We start from the raw sequence: 19,789 nt of genomic DNA, 5'->3' as shown, positions 1-19,789 counted from the left end.
TATGATTCCAGGTCGGTTCAATCGTCCCAATCGTCGTCAAGGTAACGATGACCGTATCCGCGACGCTCGATCACGCGAACATCCGGACGATCCCAGTCACGGTGGCCGAAGCGAACGCCGCGATAGCCGTCGCCGTAGCCTTCGCGCACGATCACGCGAGAATGGCCGTGACCCGGACCGTAGCCGTAGCCATAGCCCCCACCCCACTCATGGGCCTGAGCGGCAGAGGCTGCACCAAGTAGCGCGGTGCCGGCGACCAGGGTCGTGATAAGCTTCTTCATACTCCAACCTCGTTCATCGAACTGAAACGAGAAATGCAGTCGCCGATCATCGCGTTCCACGGCTCGCGAAATTAATCAATTCTGCCGTTCATCAACAATTCATCTTCGGCGATCCGCGCCTCACGAGCCGGAACCGAGCCCGGATCCTTATTGATCAGCATTACGCAACTTGCAGTTCGTTCGTCCCGTCGGGCAAAATAGCCGGACGGGGCGACGGTCGTGTCAGCGACGGGTGCCGGTCGAGCTGGTGCCGGTGGTGCCCGTCGTGCTTCCGCCGCTTCGCGACGTCGAACCGGTCGAGTCCGTCCCGCCGGACTTCATCTCGTGGCCCGGCGCGTAACCGGACGCGCCCGGGCTCCCGGCCTGGCTCCCGCGATCCTGCATCTCGTGGCCTGGAGTCTTGGACGAGGCCCCCTGCTCGGCGGCGACGGCGCTGCCCCCGAGTGCGAGGGTGGCGAGGACGATAATCGGCAAGCGTGTCATGGAGCGTCTCCTGTTTTGGAGCCCCTAAACGGCAGGATCTCCGGGACCGTTCCGACAATTCGTGCCGCTATCGACGTCGTGACGGCGCACGATCACGCTGTGAACGCCTGTTCCACCGGAACCTGTGCCGTTCCATCGCCACCAGTGCTTATTCTCGGACCAGCGCGATCCTGAAGACCGCGCGGTTATTCGGAGAGGCTCCGAACTGACCAACCTCGTGCCTTCGCGACGGCGGGGAACGGTTTGCCGCGGAGCACCGTAACTGGGGCGACGCGGGACGCCCCCGCAGTGAGGAAGGCATCCATGATCCGCACGCCAACGCTGATCCTGCTCGGCACACTGACACTGGCCGGAGGCATCCTCGGATCGACCTCGGCCGCCTTCGCCGATCCGCCCTGGGCCCGCGGAGAGCGGGGCTTCCGTCACGGCGGCCCGCCACCCTGGGCGCCCGCGCACGGCTATCGCCGCCACCGTGAGTTCGGTGGCTACGGACGCAGGGACGCGCGCTTCTACGAAGGGCGACGTTACGGTGGCTATCGCTACGATCGCTACTGACGGTCGCGATATCGCTCCGAACTCGCGCGGTCGACGGCTACCGCCGCGCGAGACGACGCGCCCGCGATTCTCGCAGGCATATGCGCCGATTGGATATGCGCCGATTGATGGCCCGGCGACGCGCTCACGCCCCTCCGACCGGCGCCCGCGCCGGCAAGCGGGTGGCCAGAACCTTGTCGATGCGACGGCCGTCCATGTCGACCACCTCGAGACGCCACCCCTCCGCCACGAACGCGTCCCCCGCCGCCGGAATGCGGCCGAGCTGGAAGATCACGTAGCCGGCCAAAGTCGTGTAGTCGTCCGTGCCCGGCGGATCGTTGAAGGCGAGACGCTCGAACGCGTCCTCAGCCGGCATCATGCCGTCGATGAGCAACGAGCCGTCCTCGCGCTCGACGACCGCCGGGTCCTCACCGACCTCGGGTATGTCGCCCGCAATGGCCTCGAGAAGATCCGTCTGCGTGACGATGCCTTCCAGGCTGCCGTACTCGTCGACGATCACCGCCAGCTGCACGGGGTTGCGCTGGAAGCTCTCCAGCGCCGTGAGAACCGTCATGCCCTCGTGGACGACGTTCGGCGGCCGCATGGCGGTGGCGATATCGAGGGCTCGCCCGTCGAGGATCTGATCGAGCAGGTCCTGCTTGCGCAGCACGCCGACGACCTCGTCGATGCCGCCGCGGCTCACGACGACATGGGCGTGGCTGCAGGCGCGGACCGCCCGCGTGATCTCCTCGGGCGATCCGTCGAGGTCGACCCACTCGACCTCGTGGCGCGGCGTCATGATCTCGCGGACCCGGCGGTCTCCCAGCCGGAAGATGCGCTCGACCGCTTCCTGCTGGGCCTCGCGGATGAGGCCTGCCTCGCGGCTCGCCTCGACCAGGAGGTTGAGCTCGGACGTCGAGTGGTGGCCGCCCTCGCCGTGGCCGGGCTGCAATCCGCACAGGCGCAGGACGCCGTTGCCGAGCCCGTTGAGAAACAGGATGGCCGGGCGGAACACGAACAGGAACACGCTGAGCGGACGGATCACCGCCAGGGCCGTGCGCTCGCTGCGCTGGAGCGCGAGGCTCTTCGGCGCCAACTCGCCCAGCACGATGTGCAGCGCCGTCATGATGACGAACGAGATCACCACGGCGACCGTGTGGGCGGCCGCCGTCGAGAGCATGTCCGGCAGCCACGTCAGTGTGGGCAAGATCAGGTGGGCCAGCGCCGGCTCGCCGACCCAGCCGAGCGCCAGGGACGAGATGGTGATGCCGAGCTGCGTCGCCGCGAGGTGGGCGTCGAGGTGGTCCGTGGCCCAGAGCAGCGCCTTCGCGTTCACGCGCCGCTCGGCGACGAGTTCGGCGACGCGACTCCTGCGCACCGCGACCAGGGCGAACTCCGCTGCGACGAAGAAGCCGTTCGCCAGAACCAGGGCGAGGACGGCAAACAACCCTAAGGCAGTCGCCCAACCGTCGTCCAAAATCGACACCTCCCGTGTGGCCGTCGCGCCGGCCGCGTCCCGACGGTCTCTACAGGAGAGCGGCGGCGCGGCCTACGGGCATCAGTGCCCGACCGGCCTCAGCGTTGTCCCCGGCGAACCTCAGCAAACACCGGGCCGCCCGCGCCCGGCGTCGGACAATCCTGTAGGGCGTTCGCGAGCGCGGGCGCTTGTCCGCGAGGGTGATGCGCCGACCGTCAGGCATTCGCGAGCCGCGCCGACGACGGTGCCCCGGGCGTGATCCGCCGGCCCCTGCGGGACAGGGTCATGCCGGGCGCCGGGACTGGGGGACATCCCAGGCCACGCGCGGCACCGATCCGCGGTCGGATGTCAGTGGCTGCCGCCGAGATACGCCGCCCGCACGGCCGGATCGTTGCGCATCTGCTGCGCCGGGCCCTGGAAGCGGATCCGGCCGTTCTCCAGCACGTAGGCGTGGTCGGCGACGCCGAGCGCCGCCATGGCGAACTGCTCGACGAGCAGCATCGTCACCTGCTCGGCCTTGAGCAGCCGGATGATCCGGAAGACCTCCTCCACCAGCTTGGGAGCGAGGCCCATCGAGGGCTCGTCGAGCAGGAGAATCTCGGGCCGCAGCATCAGCGCCCGGCCCATGGCGAGCATCTGCTGCTCGCCGCCCGAGAGCGTGCCGGCGAGCTGGGCGCGCCGCTCCTTGAGCCGCGGGAACATCTCGAAGGCCCGCTCGCGGTCGGCCGCGACGTCGCCCTTCGGGCGCGAGCCGGTCAGCCGCGGGAAGGCGCCGAGGGTCAGGTTATCCTCGACCGAGAGCGTCGGGAAGACGCGCCGGCCCTCCGGCGAGTGCGCGAGGCCGAACCGGGCGACGTCGTGGCTGTCGAGGCCGCCGATCTCCTGTCCGTTGAGGCGGATCGAGCCGGCCCGCGGCCGGATCATGCCCGACAGGGCGCGCATCGTGGTGGTCTTGCCGGCCCCGTTGGAGCCGATCAGCGCCACGACCTGGCCCTTCGGAACCTGGAAATCGAGGCCGTGCAGAACCTCCACCTGGCCGTAGCCGGCCGACAGACCCGTGACCTCAAGCATGGGTCATCTCCTCGTCAGCGACGGGGCTGCCGAGATAGGCCTCGACCACCTTCGGGTCGGCCTGGACCTCGCGGGCGCTGCCCTCGGCGATCTTGTGGCCGAAATCGAGGACGCTGACGCGGTCGCACAGGCCCATGACCACGTCCATGTGGTGCTCGATCAGGATCACCGTGATGCCGGCGTCGCGGATCTTGCGGATGATCGCCGTCAGCTCGGCAATGTCGGGGGCAGTGAGGCCCGCGGCCGGCTCGTCGAGGAGCAGCAGGACCGGGTCGAGGGCGAGCGCGCGACCGATCTCGAGGAGCCGCTGCTTGCCGTAGGGCAGGTTGCGGGCCTCCACCTGCGCCAGGGCGCCGAGGCCCACGAAGTCGAGGATCGCCATGGCGCGGGCGCGCTGCTCGCGCTCCTCCCGGCGCCGGCGCGGCGTGCCGAGGATCGCGTCGAACAGGGTGCCGCGGAAGCTGTGGTGCAGGCCGACCAGCACGTTCTCGAGCGCGGTCATCTCGCGGAAGAGCTGCACGTTCTGGAAGGTGCGGGCCACGCCGGCAGCGGCGATCTCCGACGGGGTGCGCCCGTCGAGGCGCTTCTTCCCCTGGCCGCGCGCGAGGGTCACGCTGCCGCCGGTCGGTTTGTAGATGCCGGTGAGCACGTTCATCATCGTGCTCTTGCCGGATCCGTTGGGACCGATCAGCCCGTGGATCGTGCCTGGCCGCACCGTGAGATCGACGCCGGCCAGCGCCTTGAGGCCGCCGAACTGCATCAGCGCCTGATCGACGGAGAGGAGCGGGTCGGCGCCCCGGTCGCCGCTCTGCACGCTGAGGGCCGCGCCCTCGGCGTGGAGGCTCTTGCCCTCGGCCGTGTGGGCCGGGCGCAGGGCGGGGATCTTCTCGCGGAGGAAGCCCACGATCCCGTCCGGCAGGTAATACACCACGAACAGGATCATAAGGCCGAACACGGTCAGCCGGAAGTCGGTGACCGATTCGAGCGCGAGCGTGGCCGGGAAGAAGGCGAGGCAGAGCGCGACCGGCACCAGCAGGGCGAACCGGTTCTCCCGGCGGCGCAGGAAGGCGAGAGCGCCCACGACCAGTGCCGCGGCGGCGATGATCCCCGCCATGATCCGCACCAGGCCGATATCGGCGAGCACGTTCGGCATCATCACGATGATCGCCGAGCCGATGATCGGCCCCGCCCGCGACTTGCGGCCGCCCATCGTGACGGCGAGGAGGAACAGCACGGTGAGCTCGAACCCGTAGGAGTTCGGCGCCACGTAGCGCTCCGACCAGGCGAACAGCGCGCCGGCGAGGCCGGCCAACGCCGCTGAGATCACGAAGGCGTAGACCTTGTAGCGGTAGACGCTGACGCCCATGCAATCGCAGGCGATCGGCGAGTCGCGCAGCGCCTCGAAGGCGCGGCCGTAGGGCGAGCGCACCACCCGGTTGACGACCAGGATCGTGGCCAGGAGCGCCAGACAGACCAGGTAGTAGAACTCGAGTTTGCGGCCGGCCGCGCCCCAGGGGGCCTGGAGGCCCAGCAGCGAGAAGTCGAGGACCCGGGCCGGCGGCAGGGTGATGCCGAGGGGACCGTTGGTCAGCGGCGTCAGCTCGTTGATGAAGATCTGGACGATGGTGCCGAAGGCCAGCGTCACCATGGCGAGGTAGGGGCCGGTCACCCGCAGGGCCGGCACCGCGAGCAGCACGCCGAAGGCGGAGGTCACCCCGATCCCGGCCAGGATGCCCCACCAGATCCCGAGCTTGAAGTGCAGGAACAGCACCGCCGCCGAGTAGGCGCCGACGCCGAACAGGCCGGCATGGCCGAGGCTCACCTGCCCAGTATAGCCGACCACGATGTCGAGCCCGAGGATCAGGATCGCGTAGATCGCGATCACGATCATCAGGTGGATGTAGTACGAGCTCGTGACCACGTGCGGGAAGACCGCGAGGCCGACGACCAGCAGCACGGCGCCGAGGATGCCGACGTGGCGCGACAGGCTGGGGGCGGCCGCCGGGGCGGGCGCTTCGGTGGGGGCGAGGGTCTGCGCCATGGCTCAGGCTGCCGTGAGAATTGCGCGGGAGGTCACGCTCAGACCTTCTTGATGACGGCCTTGCCGAACAGGCCGACCGGGCGGATGGAGAGGACGACGAGGAGCAGGATCAGGCCCGGCACGTCCTTGTAGCCGGTCGAGATGTAGAAGCCGGTCAGCGTCTCCGCGACGCCGAGGATCAGGCCGCCGACGATGACGCCGAGGCCGGATTCGAGGCCGCCGATGATCGCCACCGCGAAGGCCTTGAGCGCCAGCACGGAGCCCATCGTCGCACCGGTCAGGGTGACGGGCGCCACCAGCACGCCCGCGAAGGCTGCCGTCATGGCGCTGATCGAGTAGGAGAGGGTGATGACCTTCTGGGTGTTGATGCCCATCAGCCCGGCGGCGTCGATGTCGTTGGAGGTGGCGACGACCGCCTTCCCCCAGATCGACTTGCGATTGAAGATCTCCACCGCCAGCATCATCAGCAGCGCGCCCGCGACGATCAGCAGTTCCATCGGCAGGACGCGCACGCCCCCGACCTGGAGCGCCGTCTCGGGCAGCGGGGAGGGGAATTTGAGGTCGTCACGTCCCCAGACGTTCTCGGCGACGTTCTTGAAGATGATGCCGAGCGCGATGGTGGCCATGATCCACCCGTACTCGGACTTGATCTTCACGGCCGGGCGCACGCCGAGGCGCTCGACCACGGCTCCGAGGGCGAAGCCGAAGACCAGGACCAGCGGGATCATCAGCCAGTAGCCGACGAACGGCACCAGGGTCAGGCCGAACAGGGCCCCGAGGGCCAGCGCCTCGCCCTGGCCGAAATTGAGGGTCTTCGAGGTCGCGAAGGTCAGCTGATAGCCGAACGCGATGGCGGCGTAGATCATGCCGACCGCGACGCCGGACGCGATGAGCTGGAGCAGGATTTCCATGGGATCGCTGTCGCCGGAGTGACGTCCGGTCGCGCGGCGGGCGCCGCGGGACCGCTGTGCTGAGCGCCGGCGGGCTGTGACGCCGCCGGCCCTTAGGGAGACGCCGCGCCCGTCGCGGGCGCAGCGTCCGGATCCTCAGTTCGAGGACTTCTCCTTCAGGCGAACCACGCCGGCGTTCTTGGCGTCCTCGTCCTTGGCGTAGACGATCTTGCCGTCCTGCACCTTCCCGAACACCACCATGTTGCGCGAGATGGCGTTGTGGTCCTTCGCCGTGAAGGGCTTGTCGTAGGTCGTGACTACGCCCTCGACCTTCTCGTTCAGGTTCTCCAGGGCGGCGCGGATCTTCGCGCCGTCGGTGCCGCCGGCCTGCTTGATCGCCGCGGCGAGGAGGTAGATCGAGTCGTAGCCCTGGGCGCCGGCCACGGGGGTCGGGATCTTCGTGACGCCGTAGGTCTTGTAGTAGTTCTCAAGGAACGCCTTGCGCTTCGGCAGGGTCTGATCCTCGATGAAGGTCTGGGGCATGATCACGCCGTTGCCGTTCGTGCCGGCGATGTCGATGAAGCTCTGCATCGAGGACGGCCAGCTCGTGATCATCGGAACTTTCCAGCCGAGCTTGGCCATGCCGTTGGCGATCTGGGCCAGTTCCGGCCCGATGCCGTAGGCCAGGATCACCTCGGCGCCGGCCTGCTGCGCCTTCAGCAGCTGGGCCGTCATATCGACGTCCTTGATGTTGAACTTCTCGACCGCGACGGGCTTCACGTTCTTCGTCGCGAGATACTTCTCGATGTCCTCGCGCCCGAGCTGCCCGTAATTGGTCGAGTCCGCCAGGACCGCGATCTTCTTGTGACCCTGGGCGAGGGCCTCGTCGACCATCAGGCCGGCCTGAAGCACGTCGTAGGCGGAGTTCCGGAAGACATAGTTGGCGTCGTAGTCCGGCTCCTTGAACTGGTTGGTGATGATCGTCCCGGTCGCGACGTTGTTGAAGACCGGGATCTCGGCCTCCTGGTAGAAGCGCTGGGCGGCCAGAGCCACGCCGGTATTGATGAAGCCGACGCTCGCGACGACTTTCTCCTTGTTGATCAGTTCCTGCGCGACCTGCGCGCCGACCTCGTTCTTGGCCTCGTCGTCGCGCTCGATCAGCTGGATCGGCCGGCCGAGAACGCCGCCGGCCTTGTTGATCTCGGCGGCGGCGAGCTTGGCGCCGTCCCGCATCGAGACACCCATCGAAGACGAGCCGCCCGTATAGGGCCCGCTCAGCCCGATCTTGATCGGGCCCGCGGCCCGCGCCGGGGCCGACACCATCGTCAATAACAGCACCGCGGCTGCAGCGCGACCTGCGAAGACCATCGTTTCCTCTCCAAGATTCCGCGTGCGCGGTGTGCCATTCACCGTGGCACTCTGGAAGGGAGATCTCCCGAGACGGGTCGAGCCGTCAAGCTGAGATTTTGGGCGATCCCAGACGATTAATACAGATTGTCCGTTCCACATGTCGTAAAAGCTGCAGGCACCACAATTTCACGTCGTTGGTGCCGGCAGTCGGATTAAGCGCCGGGCGCGTTCGTGCCAGGCCAGCCGCGCCGGTCGGCCGACACATGATCCGGCGCGCCCATTTGCGGAACGCTGAGAGCTATGCGCGGCGGCGCCCGCGCTCCGCCTGGGTCAGGCCGTCGTAACCCCAGCTGTCCTTCGGCACCTCGTGGATGACGATGTAGGACACCTCCACCAGTCCGGCCCCGAGGACGGTCTTCAGGAGCTGGTTTACTTCAGCGATGAAGCGCGATTTCTCATCGGGCGTGTTCGTGTCCGCGCTGATGATGGCATCCACGTGCGCGGCGCGGGCGATCGGCTCGGCACCGACGCTCCATCCCGCGGCAGGCACCGCCTCGACCAGTACGCCGACCTGAGGCGCGACCTTGTGCAGGACGGTGGCCATCAGCCGGGTGATGCCCGCCTGGATCGCCGTGATCTGCTCGGGTGCGAGGGGCGTGCCCGCGACTTTGACATTGATGAAGGGCATGGTCGTCGGTCCGTGGCTTCGCGACCGCCGCAGCGGCCAACGGACGAAGGGTTACGTGACCTTGAGAGTTCGGATAATTTGAAAGTTCGCTACTCTATGTTCGACAAAAACGAATGATGCGGCCTCATCTCCGCTGGCGCGAGCCACGTCACCCTCGGCTCCGCCGCCCCGTGATCGAGCCTCGCGACGCGGACAGGGCAAGGTCCGAACAGCGGTCGGGTGCCTCTCGCGGTCTCTCCTCGAGAAGTCCTGGCCAGGGCGATCGGTCACCGTTCGCGCGCGGGCAGAGACCGAGAGGACTGATGTTCGATGGCCGGGGTGTCTGCGGCGCGCCGAGAGCCCGTCACTGGCCATCGCGCCCTTACGCGACGTGCTCCCTTATGGTCTCGAGAAGAATATCGGTGAGCCGCGCGACGGCCGGCGCCAATTCGGCTTCGGCCTGGTGGAGTGTCAGTGACGCGCTCGGAAGAGGCGGCAGGCCGGTCGCGGCCGGATCGAGAACGCTCAGCGTTTTCGGCAGGCCGACGGCGGTGCGCGCGGTGACACCCAGGCCACCTTCGGCGGCGGCCCAGAGTCCCGAGAGGCTGGGGCTGGTGAAGACGAGCCGCCAGGGCAAGCCGCGACCGTCCAAGGCAGACACGGCCGCGGACCGGAACGTGCACGGCGGCGTGAAGGCCGCGAACGGGACGGGTTCCCGGACCGGGTCCGCGAGACCCGGCCAGTTCGGGGGTCCGATCCAGTGGATCGGCACTTCGGCGACCCGGTGCGCGTGAGGGGCACCGCTGCCGTCCCCCCAGACCAGCGCGACGTCGAGCTCGCCCTTCAGGGTCTTCTCGACGAGCTGCGCGCCGAGCCCGACCTGAACCGCGATACGCACACGCGGATAGGCCCGCGAGAACCGCTTGAGCACCGCCGGCAGCCAGCCCTCGGCGAAATCCTGCGCGAGGCCCAGCCGCGCCCAGCCCTCGAGCTCGGGTCCGCGCAGCCGGTCGACCGCCTCGTCGTTGAGTTCCAAGAGCCGCTTCGCGTAGCCGAGCATGCTCTCACCGGCGGCGGTCAGCGCGAGACCGCGTCCCGCCTTCTGCACGAGCGGCTGACCAACCTGTTCCTCCAGCTTCCGGAGCTGCGTGCTGACAGCCGATTGCGACCGCCCCAGTCGCTCGGCCGCGCGGGCGAAACTGCCGAGCTCGAACCCGGTCACGAAGGTGCGGAGCACGTCCATGTCGAGGTTGGTGCGGGTCGCCATGGTTCGATTTCTGGAAAGTCTTTATTCAGGTGTTTCAAATTTTCCGGACGATCCTGGGGGCGTAAACGGGGAGCGTCAAGGCGGCCAGCCGCTCGACGTCTCAGGAGACCGCAAGCCATGCCCCTCGTTCGCATCTCGCTCCTCAAGGGCAAGTCACCGGCCCATATCAGAGCCATCTCGGACGGCATTCATCGCGGCCTGCGCGACGCCTACGGCGTGCCCGCAGACGACCGCTTTCACCTGATCCATCAGCACGCGCCGGACGAGCTGATCTACGATTCCGACTATCTCGGGCTTCACCGCACCGACGACCTGGTGATCATCAACATCGTCGCGGGCAATTGGCGGGACACGGCGAAGAAGAAGGCTCTCTACAGAGCGATCACCGACAACCTCGTCGCCGATCCCGGTCTTCGTCCGGAAGACGTGCTCATCGTCCTGTCGCCGAACGCGCGCGACGAGTGGTCCTTCGGCAACGGCCTGGCGTCCTACGTCCAGGACGACGCGGATTGATCCGTCCGGGGCAACGCGATCTGCCTGGCGGGACCGCCGCCTCGCGCTGACCGGTTCCGAGCCCTAGGCCGGGACGCGCGCGCCGTCCCAGGCGAAGACGCTTCCGGTGTCCGCCACGTCGAGCTCGCCGAGCACGCGCAGAAGATGAGCGGCGCTCTCGTCGGGTCGAAAGACGCCGGGGGCAGCCGGATCTGGGCGGAAGGGCCGCGACAGGTTGGAAGCGACCGTGCCCGGATGGAGGCCGACGACGATCGCGTCCGGGCGGCTGCGGGCCACCTCGATCGATAGGGTCCGCAGGATCTGGTTCAGAGCCGCCTTCGAGGCACGGTAGGCGTACCATCCGCCCGAGCGATTATCCTCGATCGATCCGACCCGTGCCGACAACGCTGCGAACACGCAACGTCCCTCTCGTGCCAGCAGCGGGACGAAATGCTTGGCGACGAGGGCGGGGCCGATCGCGTTGATGGAGAACACGGCGGCCATCGCGCCGGGATCGAGCGCCTTCAGCGCCTTCTCGGGCGCGACGCCGTCCTGATGGAGGATGCCGGTCGCGACGATGACCAGACCGACCGGTCCGGCCTCCGCGACCGCGACCGCGGCCGCAGCGATCGACGCCTCGTCGGCGAGGTCGATCGCGTGGCTGCGGATGCCGTGCGGGAACGATGGCTGCGAGCGCGAGAGGGCGAAGATCGAAGCATAGGCTCCGCTCGCGGCCAGTCCGGAGACAAGGGCTCGGCCGATGCCGCCGGAGGCGCCGATCACGACCGCGCTGGTCGAAGTCGATGAGGTCATGGCGACGTCGTCTCGGCGGGCGCGCGGATCGGCTAACTTCAGTGGAGACCAGCCCGGTTCGATGGCTGGCGTTGCCTCGCCCGATACATAGGCGCCCTCTGGCCGCTTGGCAGCCGCGATAACGGGTCGCCGCGCGCGCCCTTCCAACCTCCGGTCAGGGCAAAGGCCTGATCCATGCCAACGCAGGCGCTACAGGCTCATCGCGAACAGGTCTCGATCTCGTCGCACGCGCAGCGCAGAGACCATTGGTCCGTCTAAGCACAGCTTCCCCCGAACATGCTCGACATGTTCGGGGGATCGCCGACCGGTACAGCGAGCGTGGATATCGTCCGCTGATCGGCGCCCCTCTCGGACGCACCCGGTCGAATGCCACTCTGAGATATATCTCGCTGAAATCTCAGCCAGTTTAACTCAGAGCGGCAAGCCACTTAGGCCTTCTTTATCGTACGAGCCGTCGGCGTATCAGGAGCACCCTGTCGTCGAACCGCAGGTATCGCACTTCAGGCAGGTGCCGTTGCGGACCAGCGTGAAGTTCGCGCATTCCGGGCAGGCCTCGCCGACGTAGCCCTTCATCTTCGCCTCGGCCCGCCGGTCGGCGACGCTCCTCTCCGCCTTGGCGAAGGGGAGGGTGTCGGCGATCGTCTCGGCCTGACCGGCCACCGCAGGCTCCGCCTTCAGCGCCGTGCTGCCGCGGAGCGCGTGGACCGTGCCGCCGGCCGGGGCCGACTGGCCGGCGCTCGCCGCACCGACCCCGAGGCTGGCACCGGCCGGGCCACCCTGGATCAGGGTGAGCCGGTCGGCCGAGCCGCGCAGCAGGCCGCGGGACACGACCGAGGAAGCCGGCGCGGGCTTCGGGCCCTCGCGGGTCGTGTCGCCGCTCTCGCCGCCGCCGATCACCGTGCCGCCGATCTCGGCGGGGCTGACATGGGCGAGGTCGGCGCGGCCGAGATACGAGACCGCCAGCTCGCGGAACACGTAGTCGAGGAGCGAGGTCGCGTTCTTGATCGCGTCGTTACCCTGGACGAAGCCCGCCGGCTCGAACCGCGTGAAGGTGAAGGCCTCCACGTATTCCTCGAGCGGCACGCCGTACTGGAGGCCCAGCGAGATCGCGATGGCGAAGTTGTTCATCAGGCTCCGGAAGGTCGCGCCTTCCTTGTGCATGTCGATGAAGATCTCGCCGAGGCGGCCGTCGTCGTACTCGCCGGTGCGCAGGTAGACCTTGTGGCCGCCCACCACCGCCTTCTGGGTGTAGCCCTTCCGACGGGCCGGCAGCTTCTCGCGGGAGCGGATCCGCTCGACGCGCTCGATCACGCGCTCGACGATCTTCTCCGCGGCGGCGGCGGCCTTGGCGGCGGCCGGCGCCTGGATCAGGGCGTCGATCCCCTCATCGGCCTCGTCGTCGTCATCCGAGATGAGCGCCGAGTTGAGCGGCTGCGACAGCTTCGAGCCGTCGCGATAGAGAGCGTTCGCCTTGAGGGCGAGGCGCCAGGACAGCAGGTAGGCCGCCTTGCAATCCTCGACCGTGGCGTCGTTCGGCATGTTGATGGTCTTGGAGATCGCCCCCGAGATGAAGGGCTGCGCCGCCGCCATCATGCGGATGTGGCTCTCGACCGAGAGGTAGCGCTTGCCGATCCGGCCGCACGGGTTGGCGCAGTCGAAGACCGGGTAATGCTCGAGCTTCAGGCCCGGCGCGCCCTCCAGGGTCATCGCCCCGCAGATGTGGGTGTTGGCGGCCTCGATCTCCTTCTTGGTGAAGCCGAGGAACGGCAGCAGCTCGAAGGTCGGGTCCGACAGCTTCTCCGCGGGCACCTTCAGGGCCTGGGTGAGGAAGTCGTCGCCGAGCGTCCAGCGGTTGAACACGAACTTTATGTCGAAGGCCGACTTCAGGCCTTTCTCCACCGCCGCGATCTTCTCGTCGGTGAAGCCCTTGGCGCGGAGCGTCGTCGGGTTGATGCCCGGCGCCTGGCCCATCGAGCCGTGGCCGACCGCGTAGGCCTCGATCTCGGCGATCTCGGATTCGCGGTAGCCCAGAGCCCGCAGGGCGTCCGGAGCGGCCTGGTTGATGATCTTGAAGTAGCCGCCGCCGGCGAGCTTCTTGAACTTCACCAGGGCGAAGTCGGGCTCGATGCCGGTCGTGTCGCAATCCATCACGAGGCCGATCGTGCCGGTTGGCGCGATCACGGTGGCCTGGGCGTTGCGGTAGCCGTGCTCCTCGCCGAGCTTCAGCGCCCGGTCCCAGGCGGCGCGGGCATGGTCGCCCAGATCCGCCTGCGGGATGTTTGCGTGGTCGAGGGCGACCGGCGCGACGTTCAGGAACTCGTAGCCACCGGCCTCGCCGTGGGCGGCCCGGCGATGGTTGCGGATGACCCGCAGCATCGCGTCGGCATTCTCGTCGTAGGCCGGGAAGGTGCCGAGTTCCGCGGCCATCTCGGCCGAGGTGGCGTAGGCGACGCCGGTCATGATGGCGGTGAGGGCACCGGCGAGCGCCCGGCCCGCGTCGGAATCGTAAGGAAGGCCCATGGTCATCAGCAGGCCGCCGATATTGGCGTAGCCGAGACCCAGCGTCCGGTAGCGGTAGGAGAGTTCCGCGATCTCCTTGGACGGGAACTGCGCCATCATCACCGAGATCTCGAGCACCACCGTCCAGAGGCGGTTGAGGTGCTCGAAGGCCTCCACGTCGAAGCGCTTGGTATCCCGGTCATACATCGTCAGCAGGTTCGCCGAGGCGAGATTGCAGGCGGTGTCGTCGAGGAACATGTACTCGGAGCACGGGTTCGAGGCCCGGATCCGCCCGCCCGCCGGGCAGGTGTGCCAGTCGTTCATCGTGGTGTTGAAGTGCAGGCCCGGGTCCGCGGAGGCCCAGGCGGCCTCGCCGATCCGCTCCCACAGGTCGCGGGCCTTCAGGGTCTTGGTGACCTTGCCGGTGGTGCGGGCGGTCAGCTGCCAGTCGGCATCCGCCTCGACGGCGCGCAGGAAGTCGTCGGTCAGCGAGACCGAGTTGTTGGAGTTCTGGCCGGCGACCGTGAGGTAGGCCTCCGAATCCCAGTCGGTGTCGTAGACGGGGAACTCGATCTTGGTGAAGCCCTGGCGGGCGAACTGCACCACGCGCTTGATGTAGGAATCCGGCACGGAGGCGCGGCGGGCGGCCTTGATCTCGCGCTTGAGCGCCGGGTTGCGCTCCGGATCGAAGCAGGCATCGCCCTCGGCCTCGCACTGCGTGCAGGCCTTCATCACCAGGGTCAGGTGCTTGGAGACGACCTTCGAGCCCGTCACCAGGGCGGCGACCTTCTGCTCCTCCTTCACCTTCCAGTCGATGAAGGCCTCGATATCCGGGTGGTCGATGTCGACGATCACCATCTTGGCGGCGCGCCGCGTGGTGCCGCCCGACTTGATCGCGCCGGCCGCGCGGTCGCCGATCTTCAGGAAGCTCATCAGGCCCGAGGACTTGCCGCCGCCGCCGAGCTTCTCGTTCTCCGAGCGCAGCATCGAGAAGTTCGAGCCGGTGCCGGAGCCGTACTTGAACAGGCGCGCCTCACGCACCCACAGGTCCATGATACCGCCGTCGTTGACGAGGTCGTCCTGGACCGACTGGATGAAGCAGGCGTGCGGCTGCGGGTGCTCGTAGGCCGAGGCCGACTTGGTCAGCACGCCGGTCTGCGGGTCGCAATAGTAGTGGCCCTGGCTCGGGCCATCGATGCCATAGGCCCAGTGCAGGCCGGTGTTGAACCATTGCGGCGAGTTCGGCGCCACCATCTGGCGGGCCAGCATGAAGCGCAGCTCGTCCATGAAGGCCGAGGCGTCCTCCTCCGACGAGAAGTAGCCGCCCTTCCAGCCCCAGTAGGTCCAGCAGCCGGCGAGCCGGTCGAAGACCTGCGTGGCGGAGGCTTCGGAGACGAAGCGCTCGTCCTCGGGGATCTCGGCCAGGGCCGCGTCGTCCGGCACCGAGCGCCAGAGGAACGAGGGGACCGCGTTCTCCTCGACCTTGCGCAGCCGCGCCGGAACGCCCGCCTTGCGGAAGTATTTCTGCGCGAGAACGTCGCTCGCGACCTGGCTCCAGCTCTCCGGCACGTCGATGCCGTCGAGGCGGAACACGACCGAGCCATCCGGGTTGCGGATCTCGCTCAGGGCCTTGCGGAAGGGGATCCCGGCGTAGGGCGATTGTCCGGCCGTGGTGTAGCGACGCTCGAACCGCATGAAACACACCTCTCCCGTCGGGACACGAGGGTCCCGGCCCCGCGCGACGCGGGGTCTAGCCCGATAGTGGGATTCGCGGCCGACCACGCCCGGCTGAGAGACGTGCCTCGGTCCCGCGAACGAAAATTAGGAACGGCCGCCCCTGCCCAACGCACCACTTCCGCGGGGCGCGACCGATGCAGGGAGACTACCGCCGCCTTCACTCTCACGTCAACAAGTGGTGTTCGACGGCCTTGTTCCCCGCTAGATGTTGTGCCGGCTCGCAAAAGCCTGTGGATATCGTCTCGGGCCGGGATAAGTGTCCTTCCGGCTTTCGGGAATCGGATCGGGAAAATTTTAGATTCACAACCCTAGGGAGCGGAATCGGCGGATGGCCGGAACCGGAGGCCGAAAGCGCGGGCCGAGCGTTGCCCCGGAGCGACACTTCCGTCATGCGGCTGGACTCACACGCGCGCGGTCACCATAACGGCGCCGACGAGCGCCCTCGCGGCGCGCCACGATTCCGGGACCGGCGATGGCGCTGAAGGACACTTTGCTGCGCATCTTCACGTGGTGGAACGGCCAGACCGTCTCCGTCGCGCTCCAGACCGCGCGCACCGGCATCTTCGTCGGCGAGGACGAGTTCGGGAACAAGTACTACAAGGCGGAGGGCGCGCTGATCGACCGCTCGGTGGGCTCGGAGCGCCGCTGGGTCGTCTACAACGGCTATGCCGACGCCTCGAAGGTGCCCCCCGGCTGGCGCGGCTGGCTCTGCCACAACGTCGACGTCGCGCCGAGCGAGGAGACCTATCAGCCGAAGGCGTGGCAGAAGCCCCATATCGAGAACCAGACCGGCACCGCGAACGCGTACCGGCCGGCGGGCTCGCAGCTCTCCTGGGGCCAGCGGCCGGCCGCGACGGGCGACTACGTGTCCTGGACGCCGGGCGAGTAGAGCCGCGACGCTTCGCGGAGCCGGCGCCCTTTTGCCGCCACCGTTCCGGTGTTCATGACGGGTCAATCCCGATCGCCCGCCGCGCACCCGTTGGCGCGGCCGGTCACCCTCGTCCAGGGGTCCGAGCCTTGAGCCGCATCACCGCCCTCGCACGCCGCGCGCTCGCCCCCGGCCTCGCGCTCCTCGTCTGCGCCGGCCCCGCCGCCGCCGACAAGATCAAGAACCCGACCGCGGTGTTCTCCGGCCTCGACAAGATCACCGGCCGGATCGTCAATTTCGAGGTGGCCGTCGACGAGACCGTGCAGTTCGGCGCCCTGCAGCTCACCCCGCGGGTCTGCTACACGCGCCCGCCGACCGAGAGCGCCAAGACCACGGCGTTCCTCGAGGTCGACGAGGTCACCCTCGACAACAAGTACCGCCGGATCTTCACCGGGTGGATGTTCGCGTCGAGCCCCGGCCTGCACGCGATCGAGCACCCGATCTACGACGTGTGGCTGGTCGACTGTAAGGGCGGCAGCGACGTGATCGCCGAGGCCAAGGAGCAGGAGGACGTCCCGGCCGTGGCGGCCAAGCCCGAGAAGGCGAAGCGCCCCGGCAAGGATGCGACCAAGACCGCCCAGCAGCTCAATGCCAACGGGCAGGTGGACGTGGAGGCGCCGCGCGGCGTGCCGGTGCAGCCCCGCCAGAAGCCCTCGCGGAAGTTCTTCCCGTCGAACGAGGGGCCGGCGCCGGCCCCGCCGCCGCAGCAGCAGCCGCAGAACCTGTTCGACGCGCTGTTCCGCTGACGCCGCGCGCGGGCGCGGCGTCGCCTCAGGCGACGTTGAGCCGTCGCCCGCGGTTCCACGCCAGGAACGGGACGCCGGAGAGCAGTCCGGCGAGCGCCGCGCGCGTCTGGTGGCAACCGTTCACCGACACCCGGGGCAGGGCCTGGAGGTGCGCGGCGTGCTCGGCGAAGAGGTGGCCGGGCCGCGTGGTCACGGCCGTCGCGAAGCCCATCTCCCGCGCCAGGGCAAATTCCCGCGGGCCGGCGGAGGTCGGATCCCCGACCGGGTAGGAGAGGTGCCGCACCGGCCGCCCGAGTTCCGTCTCGATCCGCGCGCGCCCCTCGGCGATCTCGCGCGCCGCGATCGCGGGAGCGTGCTTGGCGAGCATCGGATGGCTGACCGTGTGGGCGCCGACGGTGACGGCCGGGTCGGCGGCGAGGTCGCGCAGCTCAGCCCAGGACAGGCACAGGTCGGCGGCGAGGCGCCCGGGCGGGAAGCCGGCCTGCCGGCAGAGGGCCGCGATCCGGTCGAGGAGGTCCGCCTCGTCCCCGCGCCGCAGGTCGCGGTACAGGGCTTCGAAGGCCAGCGACTTCTCCTGCGGGCTGCGTGCCGGAAGGTCGAGACTCCGCGCGCCGACGTCGATGCGCACCCGGTCCAGGCGCGCGATCGCCTGCTCGAGCTCGATCCACCAGAGCCGCCCGGCCTGGTCGGCGAAGCCGCTGGTGACGAACAGGGTCCACGGCGCGCCGTGGCGGGCCAGCACGGGACGGGCGTACTCGACGTTGTCGCGGTAGCCGTCGTCGAAGGTCAGGACCGCGAAGGGCGGCCCGTAATCCGGTTCGGCCAACCGCTCCGGCACCGAATCGAGACCGATGATCTCGAAGCCGCGGGCATCGAGCTCGCGCAGGGTGAGATCGAGGAACTCGGGGGTGATGCCGAGCAGGCGGTTCGGCGCGAAGGCCGGGACCGGGTCGGGGCTGACGTGATGGAAAGTGAGGATCACGCCGAGGCCGCGCGCCGCGGGGCTGAGCCAGCGGTCCGCCCCGAGCGCCTGGATCGCGCGGAACCCCGACGCGAAGACCCGATGCTTGGCACGCGACGACAGCATGGCCCTGAACCGTTCGGGCCCGCGGCCCAGCTCGGCACAGCCTTGGCTCGCCCGGGTAAACAAAGCCGAAAGCATGCGTGGCCGCGGCGAAAGCAAGCTATCATTAGCCACGACTGTTCTTTGACGGACCGTCCGGCGCCGGTATCGCGCCATCATCGATCGGAGTGACGGGCTGTTCAGCCGCTTGCCGTCAGGGTGCGCGCGGCACGGGATCGCGCGCGGTCCCCGGGAGATCGGGTCATGGCGGTCGGTGTCCACGTAGCGGGAACGGACATGGTCGATTCGCGCAGCGCCGGGGGGCTCGTCGCGGAGATCATCCCCGATCTGGCCGCCGCGGAGGCGCTGTGGCGGCGCCTGGATGCCGATCCGGCGAGCCTCGGCACGCCCTACCAGCGGTTCGACTGGATCAGCGCCTATCTGCGGGCGACGGGACAGGCCGAGCGCGCGCGCGTCGCGGTCCTGCGGGATGCCGACGGACGGCCGCGCATCCTCGTCCCGTTCACCCTGAGCCGGGAGCACGGGCTGCGCCTCGCGCGCACGGTCGGCGGCACGCACGCCAACTATCACATGCCGCTCTTCGCCACCCGCGACGCGGCGGCCGTCGGGCCCGGCAGCATCGTCGCGGCGCTGATCCGCGCCGGCCGCGCTGAGGGTATCGACGCCTTCGCGCTCAAGCACCAGCCCCGGATGTGGGACGGGGCGGCGAACCCGCTCGCCGCGACCGGCGAGGCGGAGGCCAGCGACGGCTACGGCCTCATGCTCGGGCCGGATCCGGAGGCGACCGTGCGCCGGGTTTTCAGCGCGGACGCCCGCAAGAAGCTGCGCTCCAAGGAGAAGCGCCTCGTGGAGGCGCACGGCGCGATCGTCTACCGCCGCGCCGAGACCGCCGACGAGGCGGCGTGCCTGCTGGCGGCGTTCTTCGCGCAGAAATCGGCCCGCTTCGCCGGCATGGGCGTGGCCGACCCTTACGCCGATCCCGCGATCCGGTCCTTCCTGACGGCCGCGTCGACCGGCGCAGAGCCCGCCGTGGAGCTGTACGCCCTGTGTCTCGCCGAGAGCGGCCGCGTTCTCGCCACCTTCGGCGGTGCCGTCAGCGACCGACGCTTCAGCGGCATGATGACGGCGTTCGACGGCGACCCCGAGGTCGCCCGTTACAGTCCCGGCGACCTTCTCCTGCAGCATCTCGTGCGCGACCAGACCGCCCGCGGCCGGCAGGGCTTCGATCTCGGCGTCGGCGAGGCGCGCTATAAGGCCAGCATCTGCGACGAGACGATCAGCCTCGTCGAGACGATCATCCCGGTCACCCTGCGGGGCCGGGCCTACGGCGCCCTGCGCCGGGGCCTGACGCGGACGAAACGGCGGATCAAGCGCGACCCGCGCCTCTACGCCGCCCTCAAGCGGCTCCGCACCTTGCGCCGGTCCTGAT

At 68.8% G+C, this 19,789-nt stretch carries 17 protein-coding genes; 5 read left to right on the top strand and 12 right to left on the bottom strand.

All coding sequences use genetic code 11. The features are described from left to right. Positions 1 to 17: 17 nt before the first annotated feature. The gene (locus ACLBYB_RS03035) at positions 18 to 281 is read right to left on the bottom strand and encodes a hypothetical protein (RefSeq protein WP_447697807.1); all 264 of its coding nucleotides are present in this window, start codon (positions 279 to 281) and stop codon (positions 18 to 20) included. 222 nt (positions 282 to 503) lie between these two features. Next, positions 504 to 764 carry a hypothetical protein gene (locus tag ACLBYB_RS03030; protein WP_447697806.1) on the bottom strand — a complete coding sequence of 87 codons (261 nt, stop codon included), beginning with the start codon at positions 762 to 764 and terminating at the stop codon, positions 504 to 506. Positions 765 to 1,067: 303 nt separating this feature from the next. On the opposite strand from ACLBYB_RS03030, the gene ACLBYB_RS03025 reads away from it, so the two are divergent. Then, on the top strand, positions 1,068 to 1,319 hold the full coding sequence (locus ACLBYB_RS03025; protein ID WP_056521514.1) for a hypothetical protein: 252 nt from the start codon (positions 1,068 to 1,070) through the stop codon (positions 1,317 to 1,319). Positions 1,320 to 1,443: 124 nt separating this feature from the next. Here ACLBYB_RS03025 and ACLBYB_RS03020 read toward each other — a convergent pair whose 3' ends face one another. The 7 genes from ACLBYB_RS03020 to ACLBYB_RS02990 all read right to left on the bottom strand — a co-directional run bounded on the left by ACLBYB_RS03020 (position 1,444) and on the right by ACLBYB_RS02990 (position 10,061). Then, positions 1,444 to 2,784, bottom strand: coding sequence for a hemolysin family protein (locus ACLBYB_RS03020; RefSeq protein ID WP_447697805.1), 1,341 nt, complete (start codon positions 2,782 to 2,784; stop codon positions 1,444 to 1,446). A gap of 339 nt (positions 2,785 to 3,123) precedes the next feature. After that, a complete protein-coding gene (locus ACLBYB_RS03015; RefSeq protein ID WP_010682999.1) occupies positions 3,124 to 3,846 on the bottom strand; it encodes an ABC transporter ATP-binding protein in 723 nt (240 codons plus the stop codon). Then, a complete protein-coding gene (locus ACLBYB_RS03010; protein WP_447697804.1) occupies positions 3,839 to 5,887 on the bottom strand; it encodes a branched-chain amino acid ABC transporter ATP-binding protein/permease in 2,049 nt (682 codons plus the stop codon). The genes ACLBYB_RS03015 and ACLBYB_RS03010 overlap by 8 nt, the downstream gene beginning before the upstream one ends. A 38-nt stretch (positions 5,888 to 5,925) precedes the next feature. Next, positions 5,926 to 6,798 carry a branched-chain amino acid ABC transporter permease gene (locus tag ACLBYB_RS03005; RefSeq protein WP_020091659.1) on the bottom strand — a complete coding sequence of 291 codons (873 nt, stop codon included), beginning with the start codon at positions 6,796 to 6,798 and terminating at the stop codon, positions 5,926 to 5,928. A gap of 135 nt (positions 6,799 to 6,933) precedes the next feature. Beyond that, a complete protein-coding gene (locus tag ACLBYB_RS03000) occupies positions 6,934 to 8,145 on the bottom strand; it encodes an ABC transporter substrate-binding protein (protein WP_447697803.1) in 1,212 nt (403 codons plus the stop codon). Positions 8,146 to 8,425: 280 nt separating this feature from the next. After that, on the bottom strand, positions 8,426 to 8,815 hold the full coding sequence (locus ACLBYB_RS02995) for a tautomerase family protein (protein ID WP_447697802.1): 390 nt from the start codon (positions 8,813 to 8,815) through the stop codon (positions 8,426 to 8,428). Between the two features lie 361 nt (positions 8,816 to 9,176). Further along, the gene (locus ACLBYB_RS02990) at positions 9,177 to 10,061 is read right to left on the bottom strand and encodes a LysR substrate-binding domain-containing protein (protein ID WP_447697801.1); all 885 of its coding nucleotides are present in this window, start codon (positions 10,059 to 10,061) and stop codon (positions 9,177 to 9,179) included. A 117-nt stretch (positions 10,062 to 10,178) separates the two neighbouring features. Between ACLBYB_RS02990 and ACLBYB_RS02985 the strand changes: the two genes are divergently transcribed. Further along, positions 10,179 to 10,574 carry a tautomerase family protein gene (locus ACLBYB_RS02985; RefSeq protein ID WP_447696607.1) on the top strand — a complete coding sequence of 132 codons (396 nt, stop codon included), beginning with the start codon at positions 10,179 to 10,181 and terminating at the stop codon, positions 10,572 to 10,574. A 63-nt stretch (positions 10,575 to 10,637) separates the two neighbouring features. On the opposite strand, the gene ACLBYB_RS02980 is transcribed toward ACLBYB_RS02985, so the two are convergent. Further along, entirely contained in the window at positions 10,638 to 11,513 is an 876-nt protein-coding gene (locus ACLBYB_RS02980; protein WP_447697800.1) for an SDR family NAD(P)-dependent oxidoreductase, read from the bottom strand. A 315-nt stretch (positions 11,514 to 11,828) separates the two neighbouring features. After that, complete coding sequence (locus tag ACLBYB_RS02975; protein WP_447697799.1) at positions 11,829 to 15,560, bottom strand: vitamin B12-dependent ribonucleotide reductase; 3,732 nt, start codon at positions 15,558 to 15,560, stop codon at positions 11,829 to 11,831. Between the two features lie 514 nt (positions 15,561 to 16,074). Here ACLBYB_RS02975 and ACLBYB_RS02970 point away from each other — a divergent pair. Together ACLBYB_RS02970 and ACLBYB_RS02965 are read left to right on the top strand one after the other, a co-directional pair. Further along, the gene (locus tag ACLBYB_RS02970; protein ID WP_020091666.1) at positions 16,075 to 16,491 is read left to right on the top strand and encodes an NADH:ubiquinone oxidoreductase subunit NDUFA12; all 417 of its coding nucleotides are present in this window, start codon (positions 16,075 to 16,077) and stop codon (positions 16,489 to 16,491) included. A 128-nt stretch (positions 16,492 to 16,619) separates the two neighbouring features. Next, complete coding sequence (locus ACLBYB_RS02965; RefSeq protein WP_056521486.1) at positions 16,620 to 17,276, top strand: DUF2155 domain-containing protein; 657 nt, start codon at positions 16,620 to 16,622, stop codon at positions 17,274 to 17,276. 25 nt (positions 17,277 to 17,301) lie between these two features. Here the strand turns inward: ACLBYB_RS02965 and ACLBYB_RS02960 are convergent, their stop codons facing one another. After that, positions 17,302 to 18,363, bottom strand: a complete 1,062-nt coding sequence (locus tag ACLBYB_RS02960) for a polysaccharide deacetylase family protein (protein WP_447697798.1) — start codon at positions 18,361 to 18,363, stop codon at positions 17,302 to 17,304. Between the two features lie 273 nt (positions 18,364 to 18,636). On the opposite strand from ACLBYB_RS02960, the gene ACLBYB_RS02955 reads away from it, so the two are divergent. Continuing rightward, on the top strand, positions 18,637 to 19,788 hold the full coding sequence (locus ACLBYB_RS02955) for a GNAT family N-acetyltransferase (protein WP_447697797.1): 1,152 nt from the start codon (positions 18,637 to 18,639) through the stop codon (positions 19,786 to 19,788). Position 19,789 lies beyond the last annotated feature (1 nt).

The sequence above is a fragment of the Methylobacterium sp. D54C genome, assembly GCF_053345595.1.
This window is presented reverse-complemented; position numbering and strand designations above follow the sequence as displayed.

Excerpts from the sequence above, each read along its gene's own strand:
- ACLBYB_RS02975 (WP_447697799.1), bottom strand. The coding sequence starts at position 15,560 with ATGCGGTTCGAGCGTCGCTACACCACGGCCGGACAATCGCCCTACGCC.
- ACLBYB_RS03025 (WP_056521514.1), top strand. The coding sequence starts at position 1,068 with ATGATCCGCACGCCAACGCTGATCCTGCTCGGCACACTGACACTGGCC.
- ACLBYB_RS03030 (WP_447697806.1), bottom strand. The coding sequence starts at position 764 with ATGACACGCTTGCCGATTATCGTCCTCGCCACCCTCGCACTCGGGGGC.
- ACLBYB_RS03005 (WP_020091659.1), bottom strand. The coding sequence starts at position 6,798 with ATGGAAATCCTGCTCCAGCTCATCGCGTCCGGCGTCGCGGTCGGCATG.
- ACLBYB_RS02990 (WP_447697801.1), bottom strand. The coding sequence starts at position 10,061 with ATGGCGACCCGCACCAACCTCGACATGGACGTGCTCCGCACCTTCGTG.
- ACLBYB_RS02995 (WP_447697802.1), bottom strand. The coding sequence starts at position 8,815 with ATGCCCTTCATCAATGTCAAAGTCGCGGGCACGCCCCTCGCACCCGAG.
- ACLBYB_RS02955 (WP_447697797.1), top strand. The coding sequence starts at position 18,637 with ATGGTCGATTCGCGCAGCGCCGGGGGGCTCGTCGCGGAGATCATCCCC.
- ACLBYB_RS03035 (WP_447697807.1), bottom strand. The coding sequence starts at position 281 with ATGAAGAAGCTTATCACGACCCTGGTCGCCGGCACCGCGCTACTTGGT.
- ACLBYB_RS03015 (WP_010682999.1), bottom strand. The coding sequence starts at position 3,846 with ATGCTTGAGGTCACGGGTCTGTCGGCCGGCTACGGCCAGGTGGAGGTT.
- ACLBYB_RS03000 (WP_447697803.1), bottom strand. The coding sequence starts at position 8,145 with ATGGTCTTCGCAGGTCGCGCTGCAGCCGCGGTGCTGTTATTGACGATG.
- ACLBYB_RS03010 (WP_447697804.1), bottom strand. The coding sequence starts at position 5,887 with ATGGCGCAGACCCTCGCCCCCACCGAAGCGCCCGCCCCGGCGGCCGCC.
- ACLBYB_RS02960 (WP_447697798.1), bottom strand. The coding sequence starts at position 18,363 with ATGCTGTCGTCGCGTGCCAAGCATCGGGTCTTCGCGTCGGGGTTCCGC.
- ACLBYB_RS02985 (WP_447696607.1), top strand. The coding sequence starts at position 10,179 with ATGCCCCTCGTTCGCATCTCGCTCCTCAAGGGCAAGTCACCGGCCCAT.
- ACLBYB_RS02970 (WP_020091666.1), top strand. The coding sequence starts at position 16,075 with ATGGCGCTGAAGGACACTTTGCTGCGCATCTTCACGTGGTGGAACGGC.